This window comes from Pseudomonas sp. C321 (genome assembly GCF_055407105.1).
On the sequence record NZ_JBUZRB010000004.1, the window covers coordinates 396,544 to 418,476 of the forward strand.

25 protein-coding genes are annotated in these 21,933 nt (G+C 57.8%); 12 read left to right on the forward strand and 13 right to left on the reverse strand.

Going from position 1 to position 21,933, the window contains the following annotated elements; all coding sequences use genetic code 11:
• Positions 1 to 95 precede the first annotated feature (95 nt).
• From ACZRJ6_RS14625 to ACZRJ6_RS14650, 6 genes are all read right to left on the reverse strand, one after another.
• A complete protein-coding gene (locus tag ACZRJ6_RS14625; RefSeq protein ID WP_463968607.1) occupies positions 96 to 1,160 on the reverse strand; it encodes an NAD(P)H-dependent flavin oxidoreductase in 1,065 nt (354 codons plus the stop codon).
• Between the two features lie 172 nt (positions 1,161 to 1,332).
• Entirely contained in the window at positions 1,333 to 2,385 is a 1,053-nt protein-coding gene (gene ada, locus ACZRJ6_RS14630) for a bifunctional DNA-binding transcriptional regulator/O6-methylguanine-DNA methyltransferase Ada (protein WP_463968606.1), read from the reverse strand.
• A gap of 87 nt (positions 2,386 to 2,472) precedes the next feature.
• Positions 2,473 to 3,138, reverse strand: a complete 666-nt coding sequence (gene alkB / locus ACZRJ6_RS14635) for a DNA oxidative demethylase AlkB (protein ID WP_463968873.1) — start codon at positions 3,136 to 3,138, stop codon at positions 2,473 to 2,475.
• Positions 3,139 to 3,142: 4 nt separating this feature from the next.
• On the reverse strand, positions 3,143 to 3,871 hold the full coding sequence (locus ACZRJ6_RS14640; RefSeq protein WP_463968605.1) for a 2OG-Fe(II) oxygenase: 729 nt from the start codon (positions 3,869 to 3,871) through the stop codon (positions 3,143 to 3,145).
• Between the two features lie 82 nt (positions 3,872 to 3,953).
• Positions 3,954 to 4,121: a hypothetical protein gene (locus ACZRJ6_RS14645; RefSeq protein ID WP_463968604.1), complete on the reverse strand. Its 168-nt coding sequence runs from the start codon at positions 4,119 to 4,121 to the stop codon at positions 3,954 to 3,956.
• A gap of 29 nt (positions 4,122 to 4,150) precedes the next feature.
• Complete coding sequence (locus tag ACZRJ6_RS14650) at positions 4,151 to 4,453, reverse strand: DUF1883 domain-containing protein (protein ID WP_133102683.1); 303 nt, start codon at positions 4,451 to 4,453, stop codon at positions 4,151 to 4,153.
• A 211-nt stretch (positions 4,454 to 4,664) separates the two neighbouring features.
• Between ACZRJ6_RS14650 and ACZRJ6_RS14655 the strand changes: the two genes are divergently transcribed.
• From ACZRJ6_RS14655 to ACZRJ6_RS14670, 4 genes are all read left to right on the forward strand, one after another.
• Complete coding sequence (locus tag ACZRJ6_RS14655; protein WP_149414659.1) at positions 4,665 to 5,015, forward strand: hypothetical protein; 351 nt, start codon at positions 4,665 to 4,667, stop codon at positions 5,013 to 5,015.
• Positions 5,016 to 5,241: 226 nt separating this feature from the next.
• Complete coding sequence (locus tag ACZRJ6_RS14660; RefSeq protein ID WP_463968603.1) at positions 5,242 to 5,892, forward strand: c-type cytochrome; 651 nt, start codon at positions 5,242 to 5,244, stop codon at positions 5,890 to 5,892.
• On the forward strand, positions 5,889 to 6,815 hold the full coding sequence (locus ACZRJ6_RS14665; RefSeq protein WP_463968602.1) for a c-type cytochrome: 927 nt from the start codon (positions 5,889 to 5,891) through the stop codon (positions 6,813 to 6,815). Before ACZRJ6_RS14660 ends, ACZRJ6_RS14665 begins: the two co-directional genes overlap by 4 nt.
• A gap of 71 nt (positions 6,816 to 6,886) precedes the next feature.
• Positions 6,887 to 7,117 (forward strand): hypothetical protein, encoded by a 231-nt coding sequence (locus ACZRJ6_RS14670; RefSeq protein WP_463968601.1) that lies wholly within the window; start codon positions 6,887 to 6,889, stop codon positions 7,115 to 7,117.
• Between the two features lie 9 nt (positions 7,118 to 7,126).
• On the opposite strand, the gene ACZRJ6_RS14675 is transcribed toward ACZRJ6_RS14670, so the two are convergent.
• On the reverse strand, positions 7,127 to 7,408 hold the full coding sequence (locus ACZRJ6_RS14675; RefSeq protein WP_463968600.1) for a hypothetical protein: 282 nt from the start codon (positions 7,406 to 7,408) through the stop codon (positions 7,127 to 7,129).
• A 145-nt stretch (positions 7,409 to 7,553) separates the two neighbouring features.
• The gene (locus ACZRJ6_RS14680) at positions 7,554 to 7,739 is read right to left on the reverse strand and encodes a hypothetical protein (RefSeq protein WP_016969599.1); all 186 of its coding nucleotides are present in this window, start codon (positions 7,737 to 7,739) and stop codon (positions 7,554 to 7,556) included.
• 307 nt (positions 7,740 to 8,046) lie between these two features.
• Here ACZRJ6_RS14680 and galU point away from each other — a divergent pair, with 307 nt between their 5' ends.
• Together galU and gorA are read left to right on the forward strand one after the other, a co-directional pair.
• Entirely contained in the window at positions 8,047 to 8,886 is an 840-nt protein-coding gene (gene galU, locus ACZRJ6_RS14685) for a UTP--glucose-1-phosphate uridylyltransferase GalU (RefSeq protein ID WP_463968599.1), read from the forward strand.
• 132 nt (positions 8,887 to 9,018) lie between these two features.
• Positions 9,019 to 10,377: a glutathione-disulfide reductase gene (gorA, locus tag ACZRJ6_RS14690; RefSeq protein ID WP_463968598.1), complete on the forward strand. Its 1,359-nt coding sequence runs from the start codon at positions 9,019 to 9,021 to the stop codon at positions 10,375 to 10,377.
• On the opposite strand, the gene ACZRJ6_RS14695 is transcribed toward gorA, so the two are convergent.
• A complete protein-coding gene (locus ACZRJ6_RS14695; RefSeq protein ID WP_463968597.1) occupies positions 10,378 to 11,385 on the reverse strand; it encodes a DNA-binding protein in 1,008 nt (335 codons plus the stop codon).
• A 173-nt stretch (positions 11,386 to 11,558) separates the two neighbouring features.
• Between ACZRJ6_RS14695 and ACZRJ6_RS14700 the strand changes: the two genes are divergently transcribed.
• From ACZRJ6_RS14700 to ahpF, 3 genes are all read left to right on the forward strand, one after another.
• Positions 11,559 to 12,491 (forward strand): site-specific integrase, encoded by a 933-nt coding sequence (locus ACZRJ6_RS14700; RefSeq protein WP_463968596.1) that lies wholly within the window; start codon positions 11,559 to 11,561, stop codon positions 12,489 to 12,491.
• 132 nt (positions 12,492 to 12,623) lie between these two features.
• A complete protein-coding gene (ahpC, locus tag ACZRJ6_RS14705) occupies positions 12,624 to 13,187 on the forward strand; it encodes an alkyl hydroperoxide reductase subunit C (RefSeq protein ID WP_463968595.1) in 564 nt (187 codons plus the stop codon).
• A gap of 131 nt (positions 13,188 to 13,318) precedes the next feature.
• On the forward strand, positions 13,319 to 14,884 hold the full coding sequence (ahpF, locus tag ACZRJ6_RS14710; protein ID WP_463968594.1) for an alkyl hydroperoxide reductase subunit F: 1,566 nt from the start codon (positions 13,319 to 13,321) through the stop codon (positions 14,882 to 14,884).
• 62 nt (positions 14,885 to 14,946) lie between these two features.
• Here ahpF and gloA read toward each other — a convergent pair whose 3' ends face one another.
• Positions 14,947 to 15,468 (reverse strand): lactoylglutathione lyase, encoded by a 522-nt coding sequence (gene gloA, locus ACZRJ6_RS14715; protein ID WP_463968593.1) that lies wholly within the window; start codon positions 15,466 to 15,468, stop codon positions 14,947 to 14,949.
• Positions 15,469 to 15,667: 199 nt separating this feature from the next.
• Here gloA and ACZRJ6_RS14720 point away from each other — a divergent pair, with 199 nt between their 5' ends.
• The gene (locus ACZRJ6_RS14720) at positions 15,668 to 16,204 is read left to right on the forward strand and encodes a DUF4946 domain-containing protein (protein WP_463968872.1); all 537 of its coding nucleotides are present in this window, start codon (positions 15,668 to 15,670) and stop codon (positions 16,202 to 16,204) included.
• A 224-nt stretch (positions 16,205 to 16,428) separates the two neighbouring features.
• On the opposite strand, the gene ACZRJ6_RS14725 is transcribed toward ACZRJ6_RS14720, so the two are convergent.
• The 3 genes from ACZRJ6_RS14725 to ACZRJ6_RS14735 form a co-directional block, all read right to left on the reverse strand.
• Positions 16,429 to 16,794, reverse strand: coding sequence for a histone-like nucleoid-structuring protein, MvaT/MvaU family (locus ACZRJ6_RS14725; RefSeq protein ID WP_463968592.1), 366 nt, complete (start codon positions 16,792 to 16,794; stop codon positions 16,429 to 16,431).
• Positions 16,795 to 16,991: 197 nt separating this feature from the next.
• Positions 16,992 to 18,533, reverse strand: a complete 1,542-nt coding sequence (locus ACZRJ6_RS14730; RefSeq protein WP_463968591.1) for an EAL domain-containing protein — start codon at positions 18,531 to 18,533, stop codon at positions 16,992 to 16,994.
• 122 nt (positions 18,534 to 18,655) lie between these two features.
• Positions 18,656 to 19,528 carry a LysR family transcriptional regulator gene (locus ACZRJ6_RS14735; protein WP_463968590.1) on the reverse strand — a complete coding sequence of 291 codons (873 nt, stop codon included), beginning with the start codon at positions 19,526 to 19,528 and terminating at the stop codon, positions 18,656 to 18,658.
• Between the two features lie 78 nt (positions 19,529 to 19,606).
• Here ACZRJ6_RS14735 and ACZRJ6_RS14740 point away from each other — a divergent pair, with 78 nt between their 5' ends.
• Complete coding sequence (locus ACZRJ6_RS14740) at positions 19,607 to 20,536, forward strand: DMT family transporter (protein WP_463968589.1); 930 nt, start codon at positions 19,607 to 19,609, stop codon at positions 20,534 to 20,536.
• Positions 20,537 to 20,809: 273 nt separating this feature from the next.
• Positions 20,810 to 21,886: a 4-hydroxyphenylpyruvate dioxygenase gene (gene hppD, locus ACZRJ6_RS14745; RefSeq protein ID WP_149414648.1), complete on the forward strand. Its 1,077-nt coding sequence runs from the start codon at positions 20,810 to 20,812 to the stop codon at positions 21,884 to 21,886.
• Positions 21,887 to 21,933: the final 47 nt, after the last annotated feature.

Below are 21,933 nucleotides of genomic sequence, written 5' to 3' on the forward strand. Positions count from 1 at the left end.
CGCTATGTAGCGGAATATATAGCGGTTAGCCATCGGCGGTACAGTGCCACGTTGCCCCAGGACAGTGTGTTGATGACCTCCCTGCGAGGGTGATTTCAGGTTCTGCCGAGCTTCTCCAAGGTTTGGTGGGCCAGTTCCAGGGTTAGGTTGTAGGTGGAGATGTCTTTACCCAGGCGCAACGCCTGGCCCGCCCACAGGTTACTGAAGCCCGCTTCATCCCTGGCCCGTAGCGGCATCAGTGCGCCGCCGGACAGCGGGAAGGCCGGTGCCGTCGGGTTGATCGCCCCCAGTTCGCGCATCACTCGGTTGATGATGCCGCGCGCCGGGCGCCCGGTGAACAGGTTGGTCAGCGCCGTTTCGCTGGCCTGGGCGGTACGCAAGACATGGTGGTGCGATGGCGTGACGTTGGCCTCGGGTGTGAACAGGTACGCTGTACCCATCTGCACCGCCGACGCACCAAGGGCGAAAGCGGCAACAATGCCCCGGGCATCACCGATCCCGCCGGCGGCAATCACCGGCACGCTGACGGCATCGACGATCTGCGGCACCAGGGCCATGGTGCCGATCTGGCTGCTGAGGTCTGCGCTAAGGAACATCCCGCGATGACCGCCTGCTTCAAAGCCCATGGCGATGATCGCATTGCAGCCGTGCTGCTCAAGCCAGATGGCTTCTTCCACCGTGGTGGCTGATGACAGCACTTTCGCGCCGGTGGCCTTGACTCGATCCATCAGGGCTTTTTCCGGCAGGCCAAAGTGAAAACTGACGACTTCTGGACGGAATTCTTCCACCACTTGGCAGGCGGCATCGTCGAAGGGCGCGCGGTTGGACACGGGTGTCGGCGCCTCAAAGTCAGCGCCCAGCTCGCGGTAGTAAGGTTCCAGCAGGTTTTTCCACTCAGCGTCGCGCTCGGCATCGGGTGCGGGCGGCTTGTGGCAAAAGAAGTTGACGTTCAGCGGCGTTGAGCTGTGTTGACGAATGGCGGTCAGCGCTTCACGCAGTTGTTCGATGCTCAGCGCTGCGGCTGGCATTGAGCCCAGCGCGCCGGCCTTGTTGGCGGCGATGACCATGGCCGGGCCAGTGGCGCCAGCCATGGGCGCCTGGATGATCGGCAGTTCGATGCCAAGCAGGTCGAGAATTCGGGTGTCTGGCCAGGTGCTCATGGGTTGCTTCTCCAGCGTTGAAACACTTAGGAATGGCTACGGGTTGCTTTTAGCAGGGGTAGATAGCGTAAGGCCAGTCTGTATTACTCACTGGACGAGCCCGGCCTTTCGTGCGGGGTTGTATGGGGTGGGATCAGTCGTTGACCTGCCCAAGTGCCTCAAGGGCGAGTGATCAGCTTTCTGCCGTGCTTTCCCGCTCCAGCAACTGCCGCTTGCGCTCAACCCCCCAACGATACCCTGACAGGTTGCCATCGCTGCGCACCACGCGATGGCAGGGAATTGCCACCGCCAGGCTGTTGGCGCCACAGGCCTGGGCCACGGCGCGAAAGGAGGTCGGTGCGCCGATACGCTTGGCAATCTCTGCGTAACTGGCGGTGCTGCCCACAGGGATCTCTCGCAAGGCTTGCCAGACCCGTTCCTGGAAGGCAGTGCCGCGTAAATCCAGGGGCAAGTCCAGGCCCAGCGCCGGCGCTTCGATAAAGCCCACCACTTGGGCAATCAGTTGTTCGAAGTCACGGTCCGCGCCAATGAGATACGCGCGGGGAAATTGATCCTGCAGGTCGCGCAACAGCTTGTCCGGATCATCCCCGAGCAGAATTGCGCAAACCCCTCGATTACTCTGCGCCACCACAATTGCCCCCAGCGAGCATTGGCCAACGGCGAAGCGGATATCGCTGTTAGTGCCGCCGGCCTTGTAGTCGCTGGGTTTCATGCCGAGCAACCGGTCGGCTGATTCGTAGAAGCGACTGTTGGAGTTGAAGCCTGCGTCGTACAACGCATCGGTCACCGACTGACGATCCTTGAGGCCTTCTCGCACTTTGCGTGAGCGATGGGCGCTGGCGTATCCCTTGGGGGTCAGGCCGGTGACGGTCTTGAACACGCGGTGAAAGTGGAAGGGGCTCAAGCCGGCGAGGCTGGCCAGGGTTTCCAGGCTTGGGAGGTTCTCGGCCTGTTCGATATGTCGGCAGGCGGTTGCCACCAGTTGGGCGTGGCGCTGGGCAATTTGGGTTTGATCCCCTGAGGCGCGTTTGCTTGGGCGATAACCGGCGGCTTCGGCTTGTTGTGGCGTGTCGAAGAACTCGACGTTTTCCAGGCGCGGCAGGCGCGAGGCACTGCTGGGGCGGCAATATACACCGGTGGTTTTTACGCCGTAGACAAACGCCAGGTCAGCCTTGGGGTCGCGGGCGACAATCGCGGCCCAGCGCGGGTCTTGTTCAATGGTCATGGGCGACGGCTCGGCAGGAAACAGAGGGCAGGATAGTCGTTGTGATCAACCGAGGCACTCCGATGCTTGCGGTCAAATTCGAAGCCCTCAACCCGCTGTGCGAAACGTCAGGTTGATGCGTTGGGGGCCCATGACTGCATGCAGGCCTTCGTTGATTGGCATTACCCCGTGAAAGCGCAGGCGATCCACGCCGCCCCAGACCACCACGTCGCCATGGAACAGCGAGACCTTTTGCGTCTTGTCACTGCGCTCATGGCCGCCAAACAGGAACACTGCAGGCAAACCCAGGGACACAGAGACCACGGGTGCCGTGTAGCAGCGTTCGTTCTTGTCCTGGTGCAGGGACATCTTGGCCCCCGGCACATAGCGGTTGATCAGGCAGGCGTCCGGCATAAAGCCGTCGAATCCTGCGTCCGCCGCCGCCATCACCGCCAGTTCGCGTAGCGTTGCTGGCAACTGCGGCCAGGGTTGCTGGCGAGTAGGGTCGATGGTTGTGTAACGGTAGCCTGTACGGTCAGTGGTCCAGCCCAGGGCGCCACAACTGCTGAGAGCGGCCGACATGGTAAAGCCGCCTGGAGTGACCATTTGCCGAAACGGTGACTGGGCCAGCACGGCCCGGAGTTCAGGCAGCAGGCGCTCGACCCAGGGCAGGGCATAGCCCCTGAGGACGTAGGATTGTTCACCGATTTGTTCGCGGCTTGCGGGTTGTTGCAACGCTTCGTCGGCAAACAGGTCTGCGGTAGGGCCGGGAATCGGCTTACTGCGCATCGTGAAAAATCACTCCCAAGGTATGACGCTTGCCACTGTGCAGAACACTGACCCCATGACGCAAGGTCACCCGATGAAATCCCCGGGCACTGGGCATCGGCCGCTGATTGACGGCGAAGATCACCGCGTCACCCTTGTGCAGTGATACCACTTGGGCGCGGGATTGCATCCGTGGGCGTTGTTCGGTCAGCACCAGTTCACCTCCACTGAAGTCCTCTCCCGGCTGCGATAACAGGATCGCCATTTGTAGGGGGAAAACATGTTCACCGTACAGATCCTGATGCAGGCAATTGTAGTCCCCCGGGCCATATTGCAGCAGGAGCGGGGTCGGGCGTTGTTGCCCGGCAGCGTGGCAGCGGGCAATAAAGTCGGCATGGCGTGGCGGGTAGCTGATGGGCAGGTTCATCTGCTCGTTCCAGCGATTGGCCTGTGAGGCCAGGTACGGATAAAGCTGCTCGCGCAGGTTACTGACAAGCATCGGCAACGGGTGGCGGAAGTATTTGTACTCGCCCCGGCCAAAGCCGTGTCTAGCCATTACTACGTGGGAGCGGAATAGTTCCTGCCGCGGGTAATGGCCGCTGAGTTCGTTGCATTCGCTTGCATCCAGCAGTCCTGGAATCAGAGCATTGCCCTGTAGATCCAGGTGGTGCTCGATGACGTGCCAGTCCAGCTTGGCCAAGCGGTCTTGCAATGGGGGGCGGGTGGATGAGGAAGGCATCGGCGAATTCCTGTGGCAGCGGTTGAGTGCTGCCAGTCTAGGAAGTCGCTAAGTGTGTGGCACTCCGATGCTTGCGCTCGAATTACAGGGCCTTGCTGACTTTTATATCGCTGATTACATCGTCGGCAGCGTGAATCTTGGCCAAGGCTTGCTTGGCCTCTTCGACACTGCCGGATGCCAATTGGGCGAATTCAAAGCGCGGTTGGCCGTCGAGCTTGTACTTGATGACGTATTTGGTGGTTTGATTCACGGTCTTTCCTGTAGGCAATAGTTGCGCAATCAGCTCAGTTTGGAGTTGGTGCGGCGAACAATGCGAATTTTGTGGGACAAGGTCGGAACGCGAGTGACGCTGATGGCCCGACGGTTGACGGTGTCCAGGGTGATGTTCCAGAAACCGGTGCTTGGTGCGGTGATTTTGGCCGGAAACTTGTCGAATGCGCCGCCATGATAAGTATGGCGACCACCGTTCTTGAAACTGCGAAAATTCGCATCGCTCATCAGACGGATATTACAAATCTGCGAGCATTCGATGACGACAATGTCCCCTTCGTTAAGGTGCTCGCGCTGGTGGATGAATTTCATGAGGTGTCTCCAGAAGGGCTTTTTCTGAAAAATCAGAATGATACGTAGGTTAAGATGGAGTTTATCAGCCCCAGCACGTTTAATATCGGGTCGTCGTCGGCGTCTTCGACAATTTAAAACAGTTATTTACCGAGTTATCAGGGATAAATCCTTCGTGGGCGGGAGAAAAATACCATCCCCGCTGTCGTAGGGTCTTTATCGGAGGTTTTGTATGAAGTGGAGTGTATTGGTTCTGGCCTTGGCGATAGGTGGGTGTGCTTCGGTTTCAGACATCAAGCAAACACCGCCAACCTTGGCGGTCATCTCCGGCAAGAAACCGCAGGAATATGCGGCGTGTGTTGTACAGAAACTGTCATCGACCCGCAGACCGTCACAGATCGAACCCCACAAGGAAGGTGTTCGGGTGATCGTGCCGCAGAAGTTTTCTGCTGATCCGTCTGCCATTTTTGAAATCGAAGACCGCTCCAGCGGCAGCAGTATCAAGCTCTACGAGAGTATGTCGAATGTCCCGATTCGTCCGGGTGATGTGAAGAAAGCTGCGGAAGAATGCATTTCCGGTTGAGCCTGCAAGGCCGCCTATACGCTATCGAATCCGATTTGAAGAGCCTGACCTGCTGATGCAGTGTCAGGTTTTTTTTGTCTATTGTTTGTAGGTCGTTTCTACTGATTATCGATTTACGATTACTTTTCCTGCCGCTTGAGGTGTTGTGGCGGTTAGCTCATTGACCTACCATTTGTAGGCTTATGCCTTATGGACCTAAGCATATAACTATAAAAATGGAGTCGTGATGATGTCTCTGGATAGAGTTCTGATGGGTAGCGCGTTGCTGTTGATGCTGGGCAGCGCCCACGCGCTGGAAGGTAAGAAGGTCTTTGCCGAGGGCGGCGCGCAGCCTGGCGCGGCGGCTTGCATGGCCTGTCATGGTGCCGATGGGTTGGGCTTGGCGGCGGCGGGCTTCCCACGCTTGGCGGGGTTGCCGGCGGCGTATTTGCGCAAGCAACTGGATGATTTCAGAAGTGGCGCGCGTAGCAGCCCGGTGATGCAGTCGCTGGCCAAGGCACTTACTGAAGAAGAAATTGCAGCGGTGACCCAAACGCTGGCGGCGATGCCGGCGCCCGCCGTTGCCACTGCCCATCGAAGTGCTACACCTGGCAGCCCCGCAGAAAAACTCGCGCTGCAAGGCGCCTGGGATCGGCAAATTCCCGCCTGTGTCAGCTGCCATGGGCCGTCAGGTGTTGGTGTCGGGGAGGCTTTTCCACCATTGGCAGGCCAGTCTGCGGCTTACCTGGCGGGACAGTTGAATGCCTGGCAGAGCGGGGCGCGGCACAACGACCCCAATGACCTGATGGGGCACATCGCCAAATCCCTTACAGCTGAAGAAGTGCAAGGCGTGGCCACTTACTTCGCTTCGCTGAGCGGTCAGGAGGTCAAGCCATGAAGATCTTTTCGTTTGTATCCCTGCTGGGTTCTTTGGTCAGCTTGCCCGTGCTTGCTGCCACCGTCGTCATGGAAGATCAATCGCAACTGCAGGTACCGGCGGCGTCGCATCCGGCCATCAGCCAGTTCCAGCCGCCCCAGGAAAGCGAGTTGCCAGACAATGCCTACGGCAAGCTGGTGATGCAGGGGTATGCGCTGTTTGTCGACACCAAGCGTCTGGCGCCGCAGTTTGTCGGTAATGGCCTCAATTGCAGCAACTGCCACCTGGACCAGGGCCGCCTGGCCAATTCGGCGCCGTTATGGGGCGCTTACCCGCTGTACCCGGCCTATCGAAAAAAGAACGACAAGGTGAATACCTTTGCCGAGCGCCTGCAGGGTTGCTTCCAGTTCAGCATGAACGGCGGCAAGCCGCCTGCTGCGGACAGCCCGGAGATTACTGCGCTGTCGGTCTATTCCTATTGGTTGGCGAGTAAGGCGCCATTGGGCGTCGAGTTGCCGGGGCGAGGTTATCCTGATGTGCCGCAACCGGCCAAGGGCTATGACCTGGCCGGGGGGGCCGAGGTATACAAGGGCCAGTGTGCGGTGTGTCATGGTACTGAGGGGCAGGGTCAGAAAGTCGGTGACAGTTATGTGATGCCGCCGTTGTGGGGTAAAGACTCCTACAACTGGGGCGCCGGTATGCACCGGATCAACACCGCGGCGTCCTTCATCAAACACAATATGCCCTTGGGCAAGGGTGGCAGCTTGACCGATCAGCAGGCGTGGGATGTGGCAGCGTACGTCAACCGCCATGAACGGCCCCAGGACCCGCGCCTGGTGGAGGGGTCCGTGGAGAAGACCCGGGTCAAGTTCCACGCCAATGATGGCGTCAACCTGTATGGGCAAACGGTCGATGGCGTGTTGATTGGCCAAGGCATCCGTTAAACTGTCGGTAACCCACAAAAATAACGCTGAGGCCTGAGGTTTCAGCGGTATTGTCTTTTCGGAAATCAGACATGAAACGTGAGCAAGTCAGAGAGCGGCATGCAGAGAGTCAAATCTCGGCGACCCATGTGATTCAAAATCCGGCCGATCTAGGGGAATGGATTGTATTTTTCAAGAAAAGCGCCGGGCGTAGCTTTTTCCTGGTGGATGATCAGGACGAGGTCGAATCTTTTGCTCACCTGGACGACCTGATCGACACTATTCGTGGCCTGGGTATCAAGTTCGCCGAAATTCACATGTAATCGGCAAGCTTACTTGCAGACCACCACCACGCTGCGGCCTTTGAAGTTGCCGACATCCGCGCCCAAGGTCTTGTCGCTTTCCTTCAGGGACGGCGTGCCCTCGGTGCCGACGATACGGTAGCCGGTGCCCGCGCAGGAAGCTTCGGCTTTTTCGTAGCAACTGGCCCAGGAATTGGCTTCGCCGGAGCAGTCGATGGTGAGCCCTTGTTCGCCGTTGTTCAGGTAAGTGTCGGAGGCGGTGGTGCAGCCGGTGAGCGCCAGTGCCGCAATCAGTGCCAGAATCTTGTTCATGTGAGGGTCGTCGTCAAAAGGTGTTGAGGGGGGCGCTGACACTGTCGTGGGGCGTTTCGAGGGAGATTATAGCGAACGGCCATCAAGGTACAGGCAAACACAAAAAAGCCCCGTTCACCGGGGCTTGATGCGCAGGGCGGCAGGCTTACTTGCCCTTCGGTCTTTTGCTCGAAGCGTGGCCAGCTTCATCCACAAACACTTCGGCTACCGCAATGGCTTCGCGTTCGGTCGCGAATGTTCCGGCGACGCTGTCACCGTGGAAGTTGATCAAGTGCCAGCCATCCGCTCGCTGTGTGATGAGGTAGCCGTTCACGCCTTTTGGTTCTGACATCTATCAATCTCGTTGTCTGGTTCAAGGGTGCAATGATAGCGCCAAACGCGATCGGGTCGCGCAAGTTGTTGCAGGTCAGTGCCGATATCCTCCAAAGCATGCTAAAAAGGTTGCAGACCTTTGAAATAATGAGGTGCAGCCGATTTTGATGATGCCATTGGTGAGGCTTGTTGGAAGATGGGCGGAACTAACGCCGACATTTTTTCTCTATGTTGACATCGCAACGCCAGCAGCACCCATTGTAAGGTGACTGCGGCCTGATTAGACTGCGCCGAATTTCGTACGCACAGCCCTTTTAAGGACTCATATGATCAAGAAATGCTTGTTCCCAGCAGCCGGTTACGGTACTCGCTTCCTGCCAGCGACTAAAGCCATGCCCAAAGAGATGCTGCCGGTGGTAAACAAGCCACTGATCCAGTACGGCGTCGAAGAGGCATTGGATGCCGGTCTGAACGAAATTTCCATCGTGACCGGTCGTGGCAAGCGTGCCCTGGAAGACCACTTCGACATCAGTTACGAGCTGGAAAACCAGATCAAGGGCACCGATAAGGAAAAGTATCTGGTCGGCATCCGTAAACTGCTCGACGAGTGCTCGTTCTCCTACACTCGCCAGACCCAGATGAAGGGCCTCGGCCACGCGATTCTGACCGGTCGCCCGCTGATCGGTGATGAACCTTTCGCCGTGGTGCTGGCGGATGACTTGTGCGTCAACCTGGACGGCGACGGTGTGTTGACTCAGATGGTCAACCTGTACAAGAAATACCGTTGCACCATTATTGCCGTTCAAGAAGTCGATCCTCAGGAAACCAACAAGTACGGTGTGATCGCTGGCGATGACATCGGGGATGGTCTGATCCGCGTGCGTGACATGGTCGAGAAGCCGGCTCCGGAAGATGCACCATCGAACCTGGCGATCATCGGTCGCTACATCCTGACCCCGGACATCTTCAAGCTGATTGAAGAGACCGAGCCAGGCAAGGGCGGCGAAATCCAGATCACCGACGCGCTGATGAAGCAAGCCAGAGACGGCTGCGTGATTGCCTACAAGTTCAAAGGTCGACGTTTTGACTGCGGCGGCGCTGAAGGCTACATCGAAGCGACCAACTTCTGCTTCGAACACTTCTACAAAACTGGCAAGGCTTACTGATTCACGGTTGCCTGCTTGATCTCAAGAAAGCCACCTTCGGGTGGCTTTCTTGTTTTCCGGGTCCGTATTTCGGGTCATGTATTGCCTAGTGAATGGCAGCAGGTATGCTGATGACCTGCCGAGGAGAGTGAAATGGCCTACGATTTTGATCTTTATGTAATTGGCGCCGGTTCCGGCGGTGTGCGGGCTGCGCGGTTTGCTGCAGGGTTTGGAGCCAAGGTGGCCGTGGCGGAAAGCCGCTACTTGGGCGGCACCTGTGTCAACGTTGGTTGCGTGCCAAAAAAACTGCTGGTGTATGGCGCGCACTTCGCCGAAGACTTCGAGCAAGCCAGTGGCTTCGGCTGGTCCCTTGGGGAGGCGAATTTTGATTGGGCGACCTTGATTGCCAATAAGGATCGCGAGATCAATCGCCTCAATGGCATTTATCGCAACCTGCTGGTCAACAGTGGCGTGACCTTGCATGAGGGGCATGCGCGGCTGGTGGACCCGCATCAGGTGGAAATCAACGGTGAGCGCTTCACCGCCAAACATATTCTGATTGCCACCGGTGGCTGGCCGCAGATCCCGGAAATCCCGGGGAGCGAGCACGCCATTGGCTCCAATGAGGCGTTCTTCCTTAAAGAACTGCCCAAACGCGTGCTGGTGGTGGGCGGTGGTTACATCGCGGTGGAGTTCGCCGGGATTTTTCATGGCCTGGGTGCCCAGACTACCTTGCTGTATCGCGGCGACCTGTTTCTGCGCGGTTTTGATGGCGCGGTACGCAAGCATTTGCAGGAAGAGCTGACCAAGCGCGGTCTGGACTTGCAATTTAATGCTGATATCGAGCGCATCGACAAGCAGGCAGATGGCAGTCTCAAGGCCACCTTGAAAGATGGTCGCGTGCTGGAGGCTGATTGCGTGTTCTACGCCACCGGCCGGCGGCCGATGCTCGACAACCTGGGGTTGGAAAACACCAAGGTCAAGCTGGACAAGCGCGGTTTCGTTGAAGTCGATGATCTGTACCAGACTGCCGAATCGTCGATCCTGGCCATTGGCGATGTCATCGGGCGTGTGCAACTGACGCCTGTAGCATTGGCTGAAGGCATGGCTGTGGCTCGCCGCCTGTTCAAGCCTGAGCAGTATCGCCCGGTGGATTACGCGATGATTCCGACGGCGGTGTTCAGCTTGCCGAATATCGGTACTGTCGGCTTGAGCGAAGAGCAGGCAAAGGCTGACGGTCACAAGGTGCAGATCTTCGAAAGCCGTTTCCGGCCGATGAAGCTGACCCTGACCGACTGCCAGGAACGTACGTTGATGAAGCTGGTGGTGGACGCCGAGACCGACAAGGTCCTGGGTTGCCACATGGTCGGGCCGGATGCCGGCGAGATTGTCCAGGGTTTGGCGATCGCCCTCAAGGCGGGTGCGACCAAGCAGCACTTCGATGAAACCATCGGCGTGCACCCGACGGCTGCGGAAGAGTTCGTCACCATGCGCACGCCTGTGGCTGGTTAATCAGTCCTTGGCAGTTGCCTCTGGCGCCGTTGCAACGACGGCCGCCAGGCGCAACGTTTCGATACTGGCCTGGGCTTTGGCCAGATTCAGTTCCAGGGTCTTGTTGATCTGCTGGTGTTCGGCCAGGGCCTCCTGGCGTGACTGAGTTTCCAGCAGGGCGACCCGCAGGCGTTCCTGCAGAAGCGTGCGTGCGCTGTCGATCAGACTGACCTGTTCGCTCAGTTGGCGCTGTTGCTCGCGGTCTTTGCGGGACTGCTCTTGCAGTGCGCCCAGCTCCTTGACGGTAACTCGATGCTCAATCAGCAGTCGCTCGTTATCGCGGTGCAATTGGGTAATCTCGTCCTGGCGCACCATTGCGCTCTGCTGCGCCTGGCGCAGTTCTGCCTGCACCTGCTGCAACTGACCCTCATGGCGCCGCTGCTCCTGCTCGCGCTGGTCCTTGATCGCGTTGCGGTAATGCTCCAGGGCATCCCGCGCATGCAGGTGCTTTTCTTCCAGTGAGCGAACCTGCTCGTCCTTGTCGTTGATACGTAGTTCGTAATCACTGCAGGCCTGGCTCAGGCCGGCATTACGGGTTTGTTCGGTCTGCAGGCTGGAGCAGGTGCTCTGCAGTTTGGCGCTTTCATCGGCCAGTGCTGCGGCTTGTATATCGAACTGCTGCTTGAGTTGCCCGTGAGTCAGTCCCAGTTCTTCAAGCTGGGCGAGCAGGGCGCTCTTCTGCTGCTCAAATTGCGCCAGGGCGTTATCAATGGGTTCCTGGGCTTTGTCCTTGAGGCGCTGGGCCAGCTTCGCCACCAGCTCTGCCAGCTCGTCATCGATAGGCGCCTGGGTAATGGTTTGCCGTGAGTCGCTTTCGTCCAGTTCTTTCAAATAGCGGTGAATCGTGGTTTTCGAACCGGTATTGCCCATTTCGATGCGTACCGCGTCGATGCTGGGGTTTTCGCCGCGGGCGATGATCGCCAGGCGGGCCGTTTGAACGACTGCTTTGTTAATGCCACCACGAGCCATGGAGTCTCCGTCGATTTCGTACTGTGTTACGTGGTATGTATATACATACTGTATCACGATAAAATATTCATTTAAATTGGTGATTTAACAGCTGGGATATTGGCGTATTATCCCGTGTCATAAGCATTTTTGAAGGGTTCTCGCCCAATGGCCGTACACATAAGGTCTTCGCCGTGAGCGAACTGGATCGCTATCTAAACGCGGCCACCCGCGACAACACCCGTCGCAGCTACCGCGCGGCCATCGAACACTTTGAAGTGAGCTGGGGTGGCTTCCTGCCGGCCACCAGCGACAGCGTGGCGCGTTATCTGGTGGCGTACGCTGGCGTGTTGTCGGTCAACACCCTGAAGCTGCGTCTTTCTGCCTTGGCGCAATGGCACGCCAGCCAGGGGTTTCCCGATCCGACCAAGGCCCCGGTAGTGCGCAAGGTGTTGAAGGGCATTCGCGCCTTGCACCCAGCCCAGGAAAAACAGGCGCAACCCCTGCAGCTCCAGCATCTGGAACAGGTCATTGGGTGGCTTGAACGCGAAGGCAATGAGGCAAGAAGCGTTGATGATCAGCCTGGATGGCTGCGCGCCAAGCGCGATGCGGCCCTGATCCTGCTGGGTTTCTGGCGTGGCTTTCGTAGTGATGAACTGTGCCGAGTCACTATCGAGCACGTGCAGGCGGTGCCCGGCTCGGGGATCAGCCTGTATTTGCCCCGCAGCAAAAGCGACCGGGAAAACCTCGGCAGGACCTACCAGACCCCAGCCTTGCTGCGCTTGTGCCCAGTCCAGGCCTACAGCGAATGGCTCAGCGCGTCGGCCCTGGTACGTGGCCCGGTGTTTCGCGGCATCGATCGCTGGGGCAACTTGAGCGAGGAGGGCTTGCACCCCAACAGCGTGATCCCGTTATTGCGCCAGGCTCTGGAGCGCGCAGGGATTGCCGCCGAGCAGTACACCAGCCACTCGCTGCGACGCGGCTTTGCCACATGGGCCCATCGCAGTGGCTGGGATTTGAAGTCGTTGATGAGTTACGTCGGCTGGAAGGACATGAAATCGGCCATGCGCTATGTTGAAGCAACGCCTTTTCTCGGTATGACCGTGACCAATGACAAGCTGATTTGAGATTTCTTCTATTAATACAGTTCGTTGATAGCGAAAACCAATCGTCAACATCAGGTTTGCCAATGAGCCATCGGTCGCGAGACTGGGTAGGATTCACCTCATCAACTTTTAACCCCTGACGGAGAGTCAACGATGCCTATCATCAACAGCCAAGTAAAACCGTTTAAAGCCACTGCTTACAAAAACGGCAACTTCGTAGACGTGTCGGACGCTGACCTGAAAGGCAAGTGGTCTGTCGTATTTTTCTACCCAGCCGACTTCACCTTCGTTTGCCCAACCGAACTGGAAGATCTGGCTGACAACTACGCCGAATTCCAGAAACTGGGCGTCGAAATCTACAGCGTGTCCACCGACACCCATTTTGCCCACGCTGCCTGGCACAACACTTCGCCAGCCATCGGCAAAATCCAGTACACCATGATCGGTGACCCAACCCAGATCATCTCCCGCAACTTCGACGTACTGATTGAAGAAGCTGGCCTGGCGGATCGCGGCACTTTTGTGATCAACCCGGAAGGTCAGATCAAAATCGTTGAACTGAACGACGGCGGCGTTGGCCGTGACGCTTCCGAGCTGCTGCGCAAAATCAAGGCCGCTCAGTACGTCGCTGCTCACCCAGGTGAAGTCTGCCCAGCCAAGTGGAAAGAAGGCGAGGCCACTTTGGCTCCGTCCCTGGACCTGGTCGGCAAGATCTAAGCCTGTGACACGCTACAGGGCGGGTTTTACCGCACCTAAGTAAGCTGCACCGCCCTCAAAAACGCCCGGGCGAGATTCGCTCGGGCGTTTTTTTTCGACCGTATTAAATGAATTAACAGGAAATCGCCCGTATGTTGGACGCCAATCTTAAAGCTCAGTTGAAGTCATACCTGGAGCGGGTCACCCAGCCGATCGAGATCATCGCCTCCCTCGACGACGGTGCGAAATCCCAGGAAATGCTTGCCTTGTTGCAGGATGTCAGCAGCCTCTCGACGCTGATTACCCTGCACAGCGATGGTACCGACGCGCGTAAGCCATCGTTCTCCATCAACCGCCCGGGAGCCAATATCAGCCTGCGTTTTGCCGGCATCCCCATGGGCCATGAATTCACTTCGTTGGTGTTGGCACTGCTGCAAGTCGGCGGCCACCCTTCGAAAGCCAGTGTCGAAGTGATTGAACAGATCCGCGCCCTGAAAGGCGAGTTCAGCTTCGAGACTTACTTCTCGCTGTCGTGTCAGAACTGCCCGGACGTGGTCCAGGCACTGAACCTGATGGCCGTGCTTAACCCGAACATCCGTCACGTTGCTATCGACGGCGCGCTGTTCCAGGCCGAAGTCGATGATCGTCAGGTCATGGCTGTGCCGAGCGTCTACTTGAATGGTGTGAACTTCGGCCAGGGCCGCATGGGCCTGGAAGAAATCCTCGCCAAGCTCGACACCAGTGGCATCGAAAAACAGGCCGAAAAAATCAGCGCCAAGGCCGCCTTTGACGTACTGGTGGTCGGCGGTGGTCCAGCCGGTGCGGCGGCGGCGATCTACGCCGCTCGTAAGGGTATTCGTACCGGTGTTGCCGCCGAGCGTTTCGGCGGTCAGGTGCTGGACACTATGGCCATCGAGAACTTCATCTCGGTCCAGGAAACCGAAGGGCCGAAGCTGGCCAGTGCCCTGGAAGAACACGTCAAGCAGTACGACGTCGACATCATGAACCTGCAACGTGCCAGCGCGCTGATTCCGGCGAAGAATGCCGGTGAGTTGCACGAAATTCGTTTCGAAAACGGTGCCAGCCTCAAATCCAAGACCGTGATCCTGGCGACCGGCGCAAGGTGGCGTGAAATGGGCGTGCCGGGCGAGCAACAATACAAGGCCAAAGGTGTGTGCTTCTGCCCGCACTGTGATGGCCCGCTGTTCAAAGGCAAACGTGTTGCCGTGATTGGCGGCGGTAACTCCGGCGTTGAGGCGGCGATTGACCTGGCGGGTATCGTCAGCCACGTCACCCTGCTGGAATTCGACAGCAAGCTGCGCGCTGATGCGGTATTGCAGCGCAAGCTGTACAGCCTTCCCAACGTTGACGTGATCACCAGCGCGCTGACCAGTGAAGTCAAAGGTGATGGCCAGAAAGTCACCGGCCTGGTGTACAAGGACCGCAACTCCGGCGACTTCAAGACCGTCGACCTGGAAGGTATCTTTGTACAGATCGGCTTGCTGCCCAATACCGACTGGCTCAAGGGCACCGTCGAACTATCGCCCCGTGGCGAGATCATTGTCGATGCCCGTGGCGAGACTTCACTGCCTGGCATATTTGCTGCCGGCGACGTCACCACCGTGCCGTACAAGCAGATTGTGATTGCGGTAGGCGAGGGCGCCAAAGCGTCCCTGAGCGCTTTCGATTACCTGATTCGCAGTTCTGCTCCGGAATAACGGCTGGCCTGAAAACAAAAAACCCCATGAGCAATCATGGGGTTTTTTATGGCCGGCAGTATTTACATCGGCGCGGGCTGGATGATTTCGACCCAGTACGCATCCGGGTCCTTGATGAACGCCAGGCTTTTCATACGGCCGTCAGTCAGGCGCTTCTGGAAGTCGCAGCCCAGCGCTTCGAAGCGCTCGCATGCAGCTACGATGTCCGGCACCGAGATGCAGATATGGCCAAAGCCGCGCGGGTCGGTGTTGCCGTTGTGATAGGCGAAGTCGGCATCGTTTTCAGTGCCGTGGTTGTGGGTCAGTTCGAGAATGCCCGGAATCGACTTCATCCACTGGGTGCGTTCGGCGGCGTCGGCGGGGATCTGGGATTTCTCCACCAGGGCCAGGAAGTACAGGCTGAATTCAGCCTCCGGGAAATCGCGTTTTTCCACCAGGGAGAAGCCTAGGACGCGGGTGTAGAAGTCCAGCGACTTGGTGATGTCCTTGACCCGCAGCATGGTGTGATTGAACACGAAGTTCGAGGTGGCGGTGTCCGGTTGGGCGGTGACGCCCGGGAAGGTGTTCAGTTCGTGCAGGCTCATGGGCCCTCCAGAAAAAATGGGGCAAACGCGACTCAAGACATGAGCGGTCCCTTGGCGTGCGGTTGCCAGGCGTCCGTGCAGCGGGTCCATGATACGCAGGCCCCGTCTGCCGCGCCAAATGAAAAAGGTCGCGCGGGCCTTGCGGCTAGCGTGCGCAGGGGCTCAAACTTTGTCTCTTGGCCCGCGAGTGTTTTTCACAATGACCCGATTCCGCAAATCGCTGTTGAGTATCCTGTGCCTGTTGCTCGGCAGCACTGCTGTGTCGGCTGCCGACCCGCAAATTCACTGGCCCGCTGGCTGGCAGGTGGAAGAGGTCGTGCCCGACGATGAAGCGCCTACCCAGCCCTCGACGGTTTCCCGTCAGCGTGCGATAAAAAACGATGAAAACGGTACGACGCTAATGGTCATGGAATTGACGGGCACCCCCATTGCGGCCGGGCATAAAGTCAATTTACAGGGTGTGCTGCTGGAGATGCGCAAGACCATCCAGAAGGATTTCGCTCGCACGGGTTATCAAAGCGTCTGCAGCAAGATTCATCCGACAACATTAAGTCGTTTTGAGGCTCTGGAAACTACCTGCGTCATCACCGAAAACGGCCGGCATGTGTTGTCGCAAACATTGGTGGGGGCTGTTGATACCGATAAGGCTTATGTTCTTTCATACGCAGGGCAGGCCGAGGCTTATGCCGCGAGCAAGGATGAAGTCAACTCTGTGCGTGACAGCCTGAAACTTTGATCCCTCAGACTAGAGCGTCAGATTTTTCCGATGATGGCCTGTGGGTGCAACTTAGTGGCTATATCGTGGCGTTGCTGGTGAGTGGTGTTATTGGTATTTTTACAAAATGAAATGTTTTTTAAAGTTGATTATCGAAAGCGCCAGGCAACGGTACTTCTTCGAAAGCGAGTACCCCAAAACAAAAAAGGCCCTGCAGATGCAGGGCTTTCGTTAGTACCTTTGTATTAGCCGCGAAGCCAGGAATCTACAGTGGCTGCGCCGTACTGTTCTTTCCAGGCCTTCAGGCCGCGGTGGTTGCCGCCTTTGGTCTCAATCAACTCGCCGGTGTGCGGGTTGTGATAGACCTTGACCACGCGTGCGCGGCGCTGTTTTGGTGCGGTCGCCACTTTAATACCAGATTTGCCCGGGCTTGGATCAAGGATGGCGATGATGTCACGCAGGCTCTTGCCGTAGGTTTTCATCAGGCCTTGAAGCTTTTCTTCGAATTCGATTTCTTTCTTCAGGCCGGCGTCGTTCTTCAGGGATTCCAGCTGGGCGAGCTGCTCTTGAAGGGCTTTTTCTGCTGCGCGAAATTCGGCGAGTCTGGACAAAATCTATACTCCAATAGTGTATTTGGCTGATACCAACTGCATACAAGGCTATAAGCCAAGAGCCTTAAGGCGACTCAACGAAAGTGACCTTCCTGCCAGTTTTGCACAGGCAGGAAAAATTGTAGTAGTTAATTCGTTAAGAGTAAATCATGACGTTTGTATAAATAACGATATTTCATTCAGAGGGTAGATGGCTATCAATGGCTGTGCAGGCTTTGAATAAACTCAGCACACGGCATGGGTCGCCCAAACAGATAACCCTGCAAAAAAACCACACCCTGCGCTGCAAGATACTGGCATTGCTCGTCTGTTTCGACCCCTTCGGCGACGATGCCCAGCTCAAGCTTGGCGGACAGTTCAATGATGCTGTCGAGTATATGCCGCGATAGTGCATCGACCCCGATCATCGCCACAAAGCTTTGGTCGATCTTCAAGTAGTCGACGTTGAAATTGCGCAAATAACCCAGGCTGGAATGGCCGGTACCGAAGTCGTCAATGGCGATCATGACCCCCAGGTTGTGCAGGGCTTCGAACAGTTGGTGAGTGATGTCGGTGGGCTCGATCAGCTCCCGTTCGGTCAACTCCAGCACTAGCGTGACCTGGCCCGGAGGGAAGGCAGCGAGAAATCCCCGGCAGTCCTCTACCAACTCCAGGTCGTGGCAATGGCTGGCGGTGATGTTGATGCCCACATGGAAGCCGGCAATCAATGAATCGGCGTGGGGCGCCAACTGCGCGGCGGTCTGGCGCATCAATGCACGGGTCATTGGGACGATTAGCCCCGAATGTTCGGCCAAGGGGATAAACAGGTCAGGACGCACCAGGCCTTCCTTGGGGTGCTTCCAGCGCATCAGTACTTCACAGCCTGCCCATTGGCGTGTATCGCCGCGAACGACCGGCTGGAAGTAAGGCACAAACTCGTTGGCTCCCAACGCTCGTTGCAGCTCGCGGGTAGGGGGGGATGAACGCTTTTGCAACCAGTGCGCGAGGATGCCCGCCAGTACGCCGAAGAACACCACCAGGCTGAACAGCGCCGGATATCGGGCCTCCATGTAGCGCCACACCTCACCTTCGGACATGCCGGCTTCGATGCTGTAGGCGTACCGTTTGGAGTCAAGTTGATGATGGGCCACGGCAAACACCGGGGGCGCTGTGTCATGGACTTTTCCGTCGGACGCCAGCCAGTTGGGCCCGACCTGCAGCACCAGGTCCGTGTAGCGGCTGATCAGGCGCAAAGCGTTCGTCAGGTGGTAGCCGTCGATGGAGGCAAAGGCGCCCTGATCGCCTTGCGTGAGCCGGTATACCAGCAACGCCGTGTCGGGTGTCACCGGATTGCCATTCATCAACCACAGGCGGCCGTTGACGTAGTCGTCCGGATTGACCAGTGACACGTAATTGCCGCCGAACAATGAGCTGCAATAAATGCTCTTTTGCCACGACAAGGTGGTAGCGCGCACGAAGGGGCGGCGGGTGACCTGTTCGCGCAGGGCCAACTGCGTCTGGTTGTCACATTCATGGCCGGCCAGCGGCAGTAGATCCTGGGCGGCGAGGGCGGTGTTGTCGAGCATCAGGTCGAACTGGCGCACTGCTTCCCCTGCTGTTTCGGCGGTGCTTTGTTCCAGCGTGCGCTCGGCCTGCAAATACAGGATCACTACGCCGAACACAATTGGCAACACACCACTGAGCAGGCTGATCAGGTGGCGGGTGGTGCTTTTTCGTGGGCCTTTGACGGTCAGTGGCATTGGCGCGGACCTGTAGCGGGTAGCGGCGATAGGGCTCTCAAAGGCGGGCGGGACAACAGTAACCGTGCAAAAAAGAGTGTGGGTAATGGCCATGATAGATGGCGCCGGGCATCTGCGCCTGCTCAGTCAGTATTGATACGTGTGGCCAGCCGGATAAACGCCAGCGTCGCCGGTGACGACTGCCGTTGATCCAGCACCGCCAGCCCGATCTGTCGCTTGACTGCCGGCTCGAGGGGCTTTTTCAGGTAGCCCGGCTTCGGGGTGTCTGGCAGCGACAGCTCGGCGACCAGGGTCACGCCGTCGCCCCGGCGCACGGTGTCCAGGGTGCTGAGCAACTGCGAGCAGCGGTAGCGGATATCCGGCTTGAGTCCGGCGCCGACGAACAAGCGAGATACCAGTTGCGAAGAACCAGCTTCGGTCAGGATAAACGGGTCGTCGCACAAGGCCCGAAGGCTGATGCTGGAGTGCCCTCCAAGCGGATGGTCGACAGGCAGCAGAGCCACCAGTTGATCCTCGATCAGCGGGAACGTGTCGAAGCGCTCTTCAGGTAATACCACAAACCCCACATCAATCCGCCGCTCCTCAAGCCACTGCATGACGTGTCGATCCGGTCCTTCGTCGACATGCACTTCGATTCCCGGATGCAACCGTCGATATTCGCCCAGGATCTTCGGCAGTAAGCGAATGGACGAAGTGGGTCCGAAGGAACCAATGCGCAACGTCCCGCTTTTCATGCCGCGGGCATCGGCGGCCTCCTGTTGCAGGGTGTGGGCCAGTCCGAGCATGGCGCGGGCACGCAACAGCAGTTGTTGGCCAATGTCGCTGAGTTCGACCTGGGACTGATGTCGGCGGATTAACTCCACCCCCAGCTCCTGCTCCAGTGACTTGATCGCATGGGACACCGCCGATTGGCTGATGCCCAGGCGATTGGCAGCGCTGGTGAAACCTTGCAGCTCGGCCACCAGGGAGAAGATTTCCAACTGGGTGAGGGTCATGAGTGTTTACTCATTTTACGATGATCAGACATTAGGCAAAGAATACGTCAAACACCCCGTTTAATCCTCAGGAACCTTATGACCAGCCAAACCCTTGCCTTGACGTCCGACCGTGGCACTTACCTGAAACTGGCCGTCGTCACCATGATCTGGGGCGGCACGTTTGTCGCCGGGCGCTTTCTCGCCGCCGACCTGGACCCTTTGTTGGCGGCCAGTCTGCGCTTTGTGCTGGCGAGCCTGGCCTTGCTGCTGTTCATGGCCTTTGCCCGAATCGCGCTGGCGTGTCCGACTCCCCGGCAAATGGTGCAACTGACAGCCCTGGGGTTTTTCGGGATCTTCTTTTACAACCTGTGTTTCTTTTATGGGTTGCAATTTATCAACGCCTCCCGCGCCTCACTGATCGTCGCCCTGAACCCGGCGGTGATCGGCCTGGCTTCCTGGCTGCTGTTCAAGGAGCGCCTGGGCCGGTTCAAATGGCTGGGCATCGCGTTGTGCCTGGGCGGGGCGGGTGTGGTGATCGTCAGTCGCAACCCGCAATTGTTGCAGGGCACGGCCAATGCCTGGATCGGTGACTTGCTGATTTTCGGCTGTGTGCTGGGCTGGGGCGTTTACTCGCTGTTTTCCCGCGGGCTTAACCAGAGCCTGGGCCCGTTGCAGACCGTGACCTGGTCGATCCTGTTGGGAACGCTGATGCTTGCAACCACCACCCTTGTGACGGGCAGGCTGACGGTTGAAGCGCTGGGCGCCATTCATCTGCCACAACTGCTGAGCCTGCTGTACCTCGGCGTGTTGGGATCGGCCCTGGCCTACATTGGTTACTACGATGGCATCCGGCGCATCGGCGCCACCCGCTCTGGGGTGTTTATTGCCCTTAATCCGCTGACGGCAGTGATTTGTGGTGCGCTGTTGCTGGGGGAACAACTGACTGCGCCAATGTATCTGGGAGGCGCAGTGATCCTGGTGGGGATTTATCTGTGCAATAAACCCCTTGCACCTGCCAGGGCATAGGGTTTTGATAGGGAATACGGACAAACTTGGTTACGCTGTGTAGAATCGGTTTACGCATACAAGAATAAGCGCTTGCATTCACGCAAGCCTCGTCCGCCAGAGACGCCCGTAAGAGAATGATCCAACCATGAAGCTACTCGGGTCCCCACTCATCTATGGTGACTTCCTCGCCCGCAGCGTGCGGGGCATCTCCTGTGCACCACCTGCCGCCCTCATCCTTGCTGGCAACTAACGATATCCGTTAATTCTAAGAAGATGATGAGGCGCCAAACCATGGCAGATTTATACGAAAACCCAATGGGCCTGATGGGCTTTGAATTCATCGAATTCGCATCGCCGACCCCTGGCACCCTTGAGCCGATCTTCGAGATCATGGGCTTTTCCAAAGTCGCGACCCACCGTTCGAAAAACGTGCACCTGTACCGTCAGGGCGAGATCAATCTGATCCTCAATAACGAACCCAACAGCGTCGCCTCCTACTTTGCCACCGAGCATGGCCCGTCGGTGTGCGGCATGGCGTTCCGGGTCAAGAACGCCCAACAGGCCTACGCACGCGCCCTGGAACTTGGCGCCCAGCCGATCCATATCGAAACCGGCCCGATGGAATTGAACCTGCCGGCCATCAAAGGCATTGGTGGTGCGCCGCTGTACCTGATTGACCGTTTCGGCGAGGGCAGTTCGATCTATGACATCGACTTCGTCTACCTGGAAGGCGTTGATCGCAACCCACCGGGCGCCGGCCTGAAAGTCATCGATCACCTGACCCACAACGTCTATCGCGGGCGCATGGCCTACTGGGCCAACTTCTACGAGAAGCTGTTCAACTTCCGTGAAGCTCGCTACTTCGATATCAAGGGTGAGTACACCGGCCTGACCTCCAAGGCCATGAGCGCCCCGGATGGCATGATCCGCATCCCGCTCAACGAAGAATCGTCCAAGGGTGCCGGGCAGATCGAAGAGTTCCTGATGCAGTTCAACGGCGAAGGCATCCAGCACGTGGCCTTCCTCACTGACGACCTGGTCAAGACCTGGGATCAGTTGAAGAAGATCGGTATGCGCTTCATGACCGCGCCGCCGCAGACCTACTACGAAATGCTCGAAGGTCGCCTGCCGAACCACGGCGAACCCGTGGATCAACTGCAAGCGCGGGGCATCCTGCTGGACGGTTCGTCGGTTGCAGGCGACAGGCGCCTGCTGCTGCAAATCTTCTCGGAAACCCTGATGGGGCCGGTGTTCTTCGAATTTATCCAGCGCAAGGGTGATGACGGGTTCGGTGAAGGCAACTTCAAGGCACTGTTCGAATCCATCGAGCGTGATCAGGTGCGTCGTGGTGTATTGACCGCTGACTGATCGATGACAAGGCTGTAAAAAAGCCCGGTCGAGGACTCCCTCGGCCG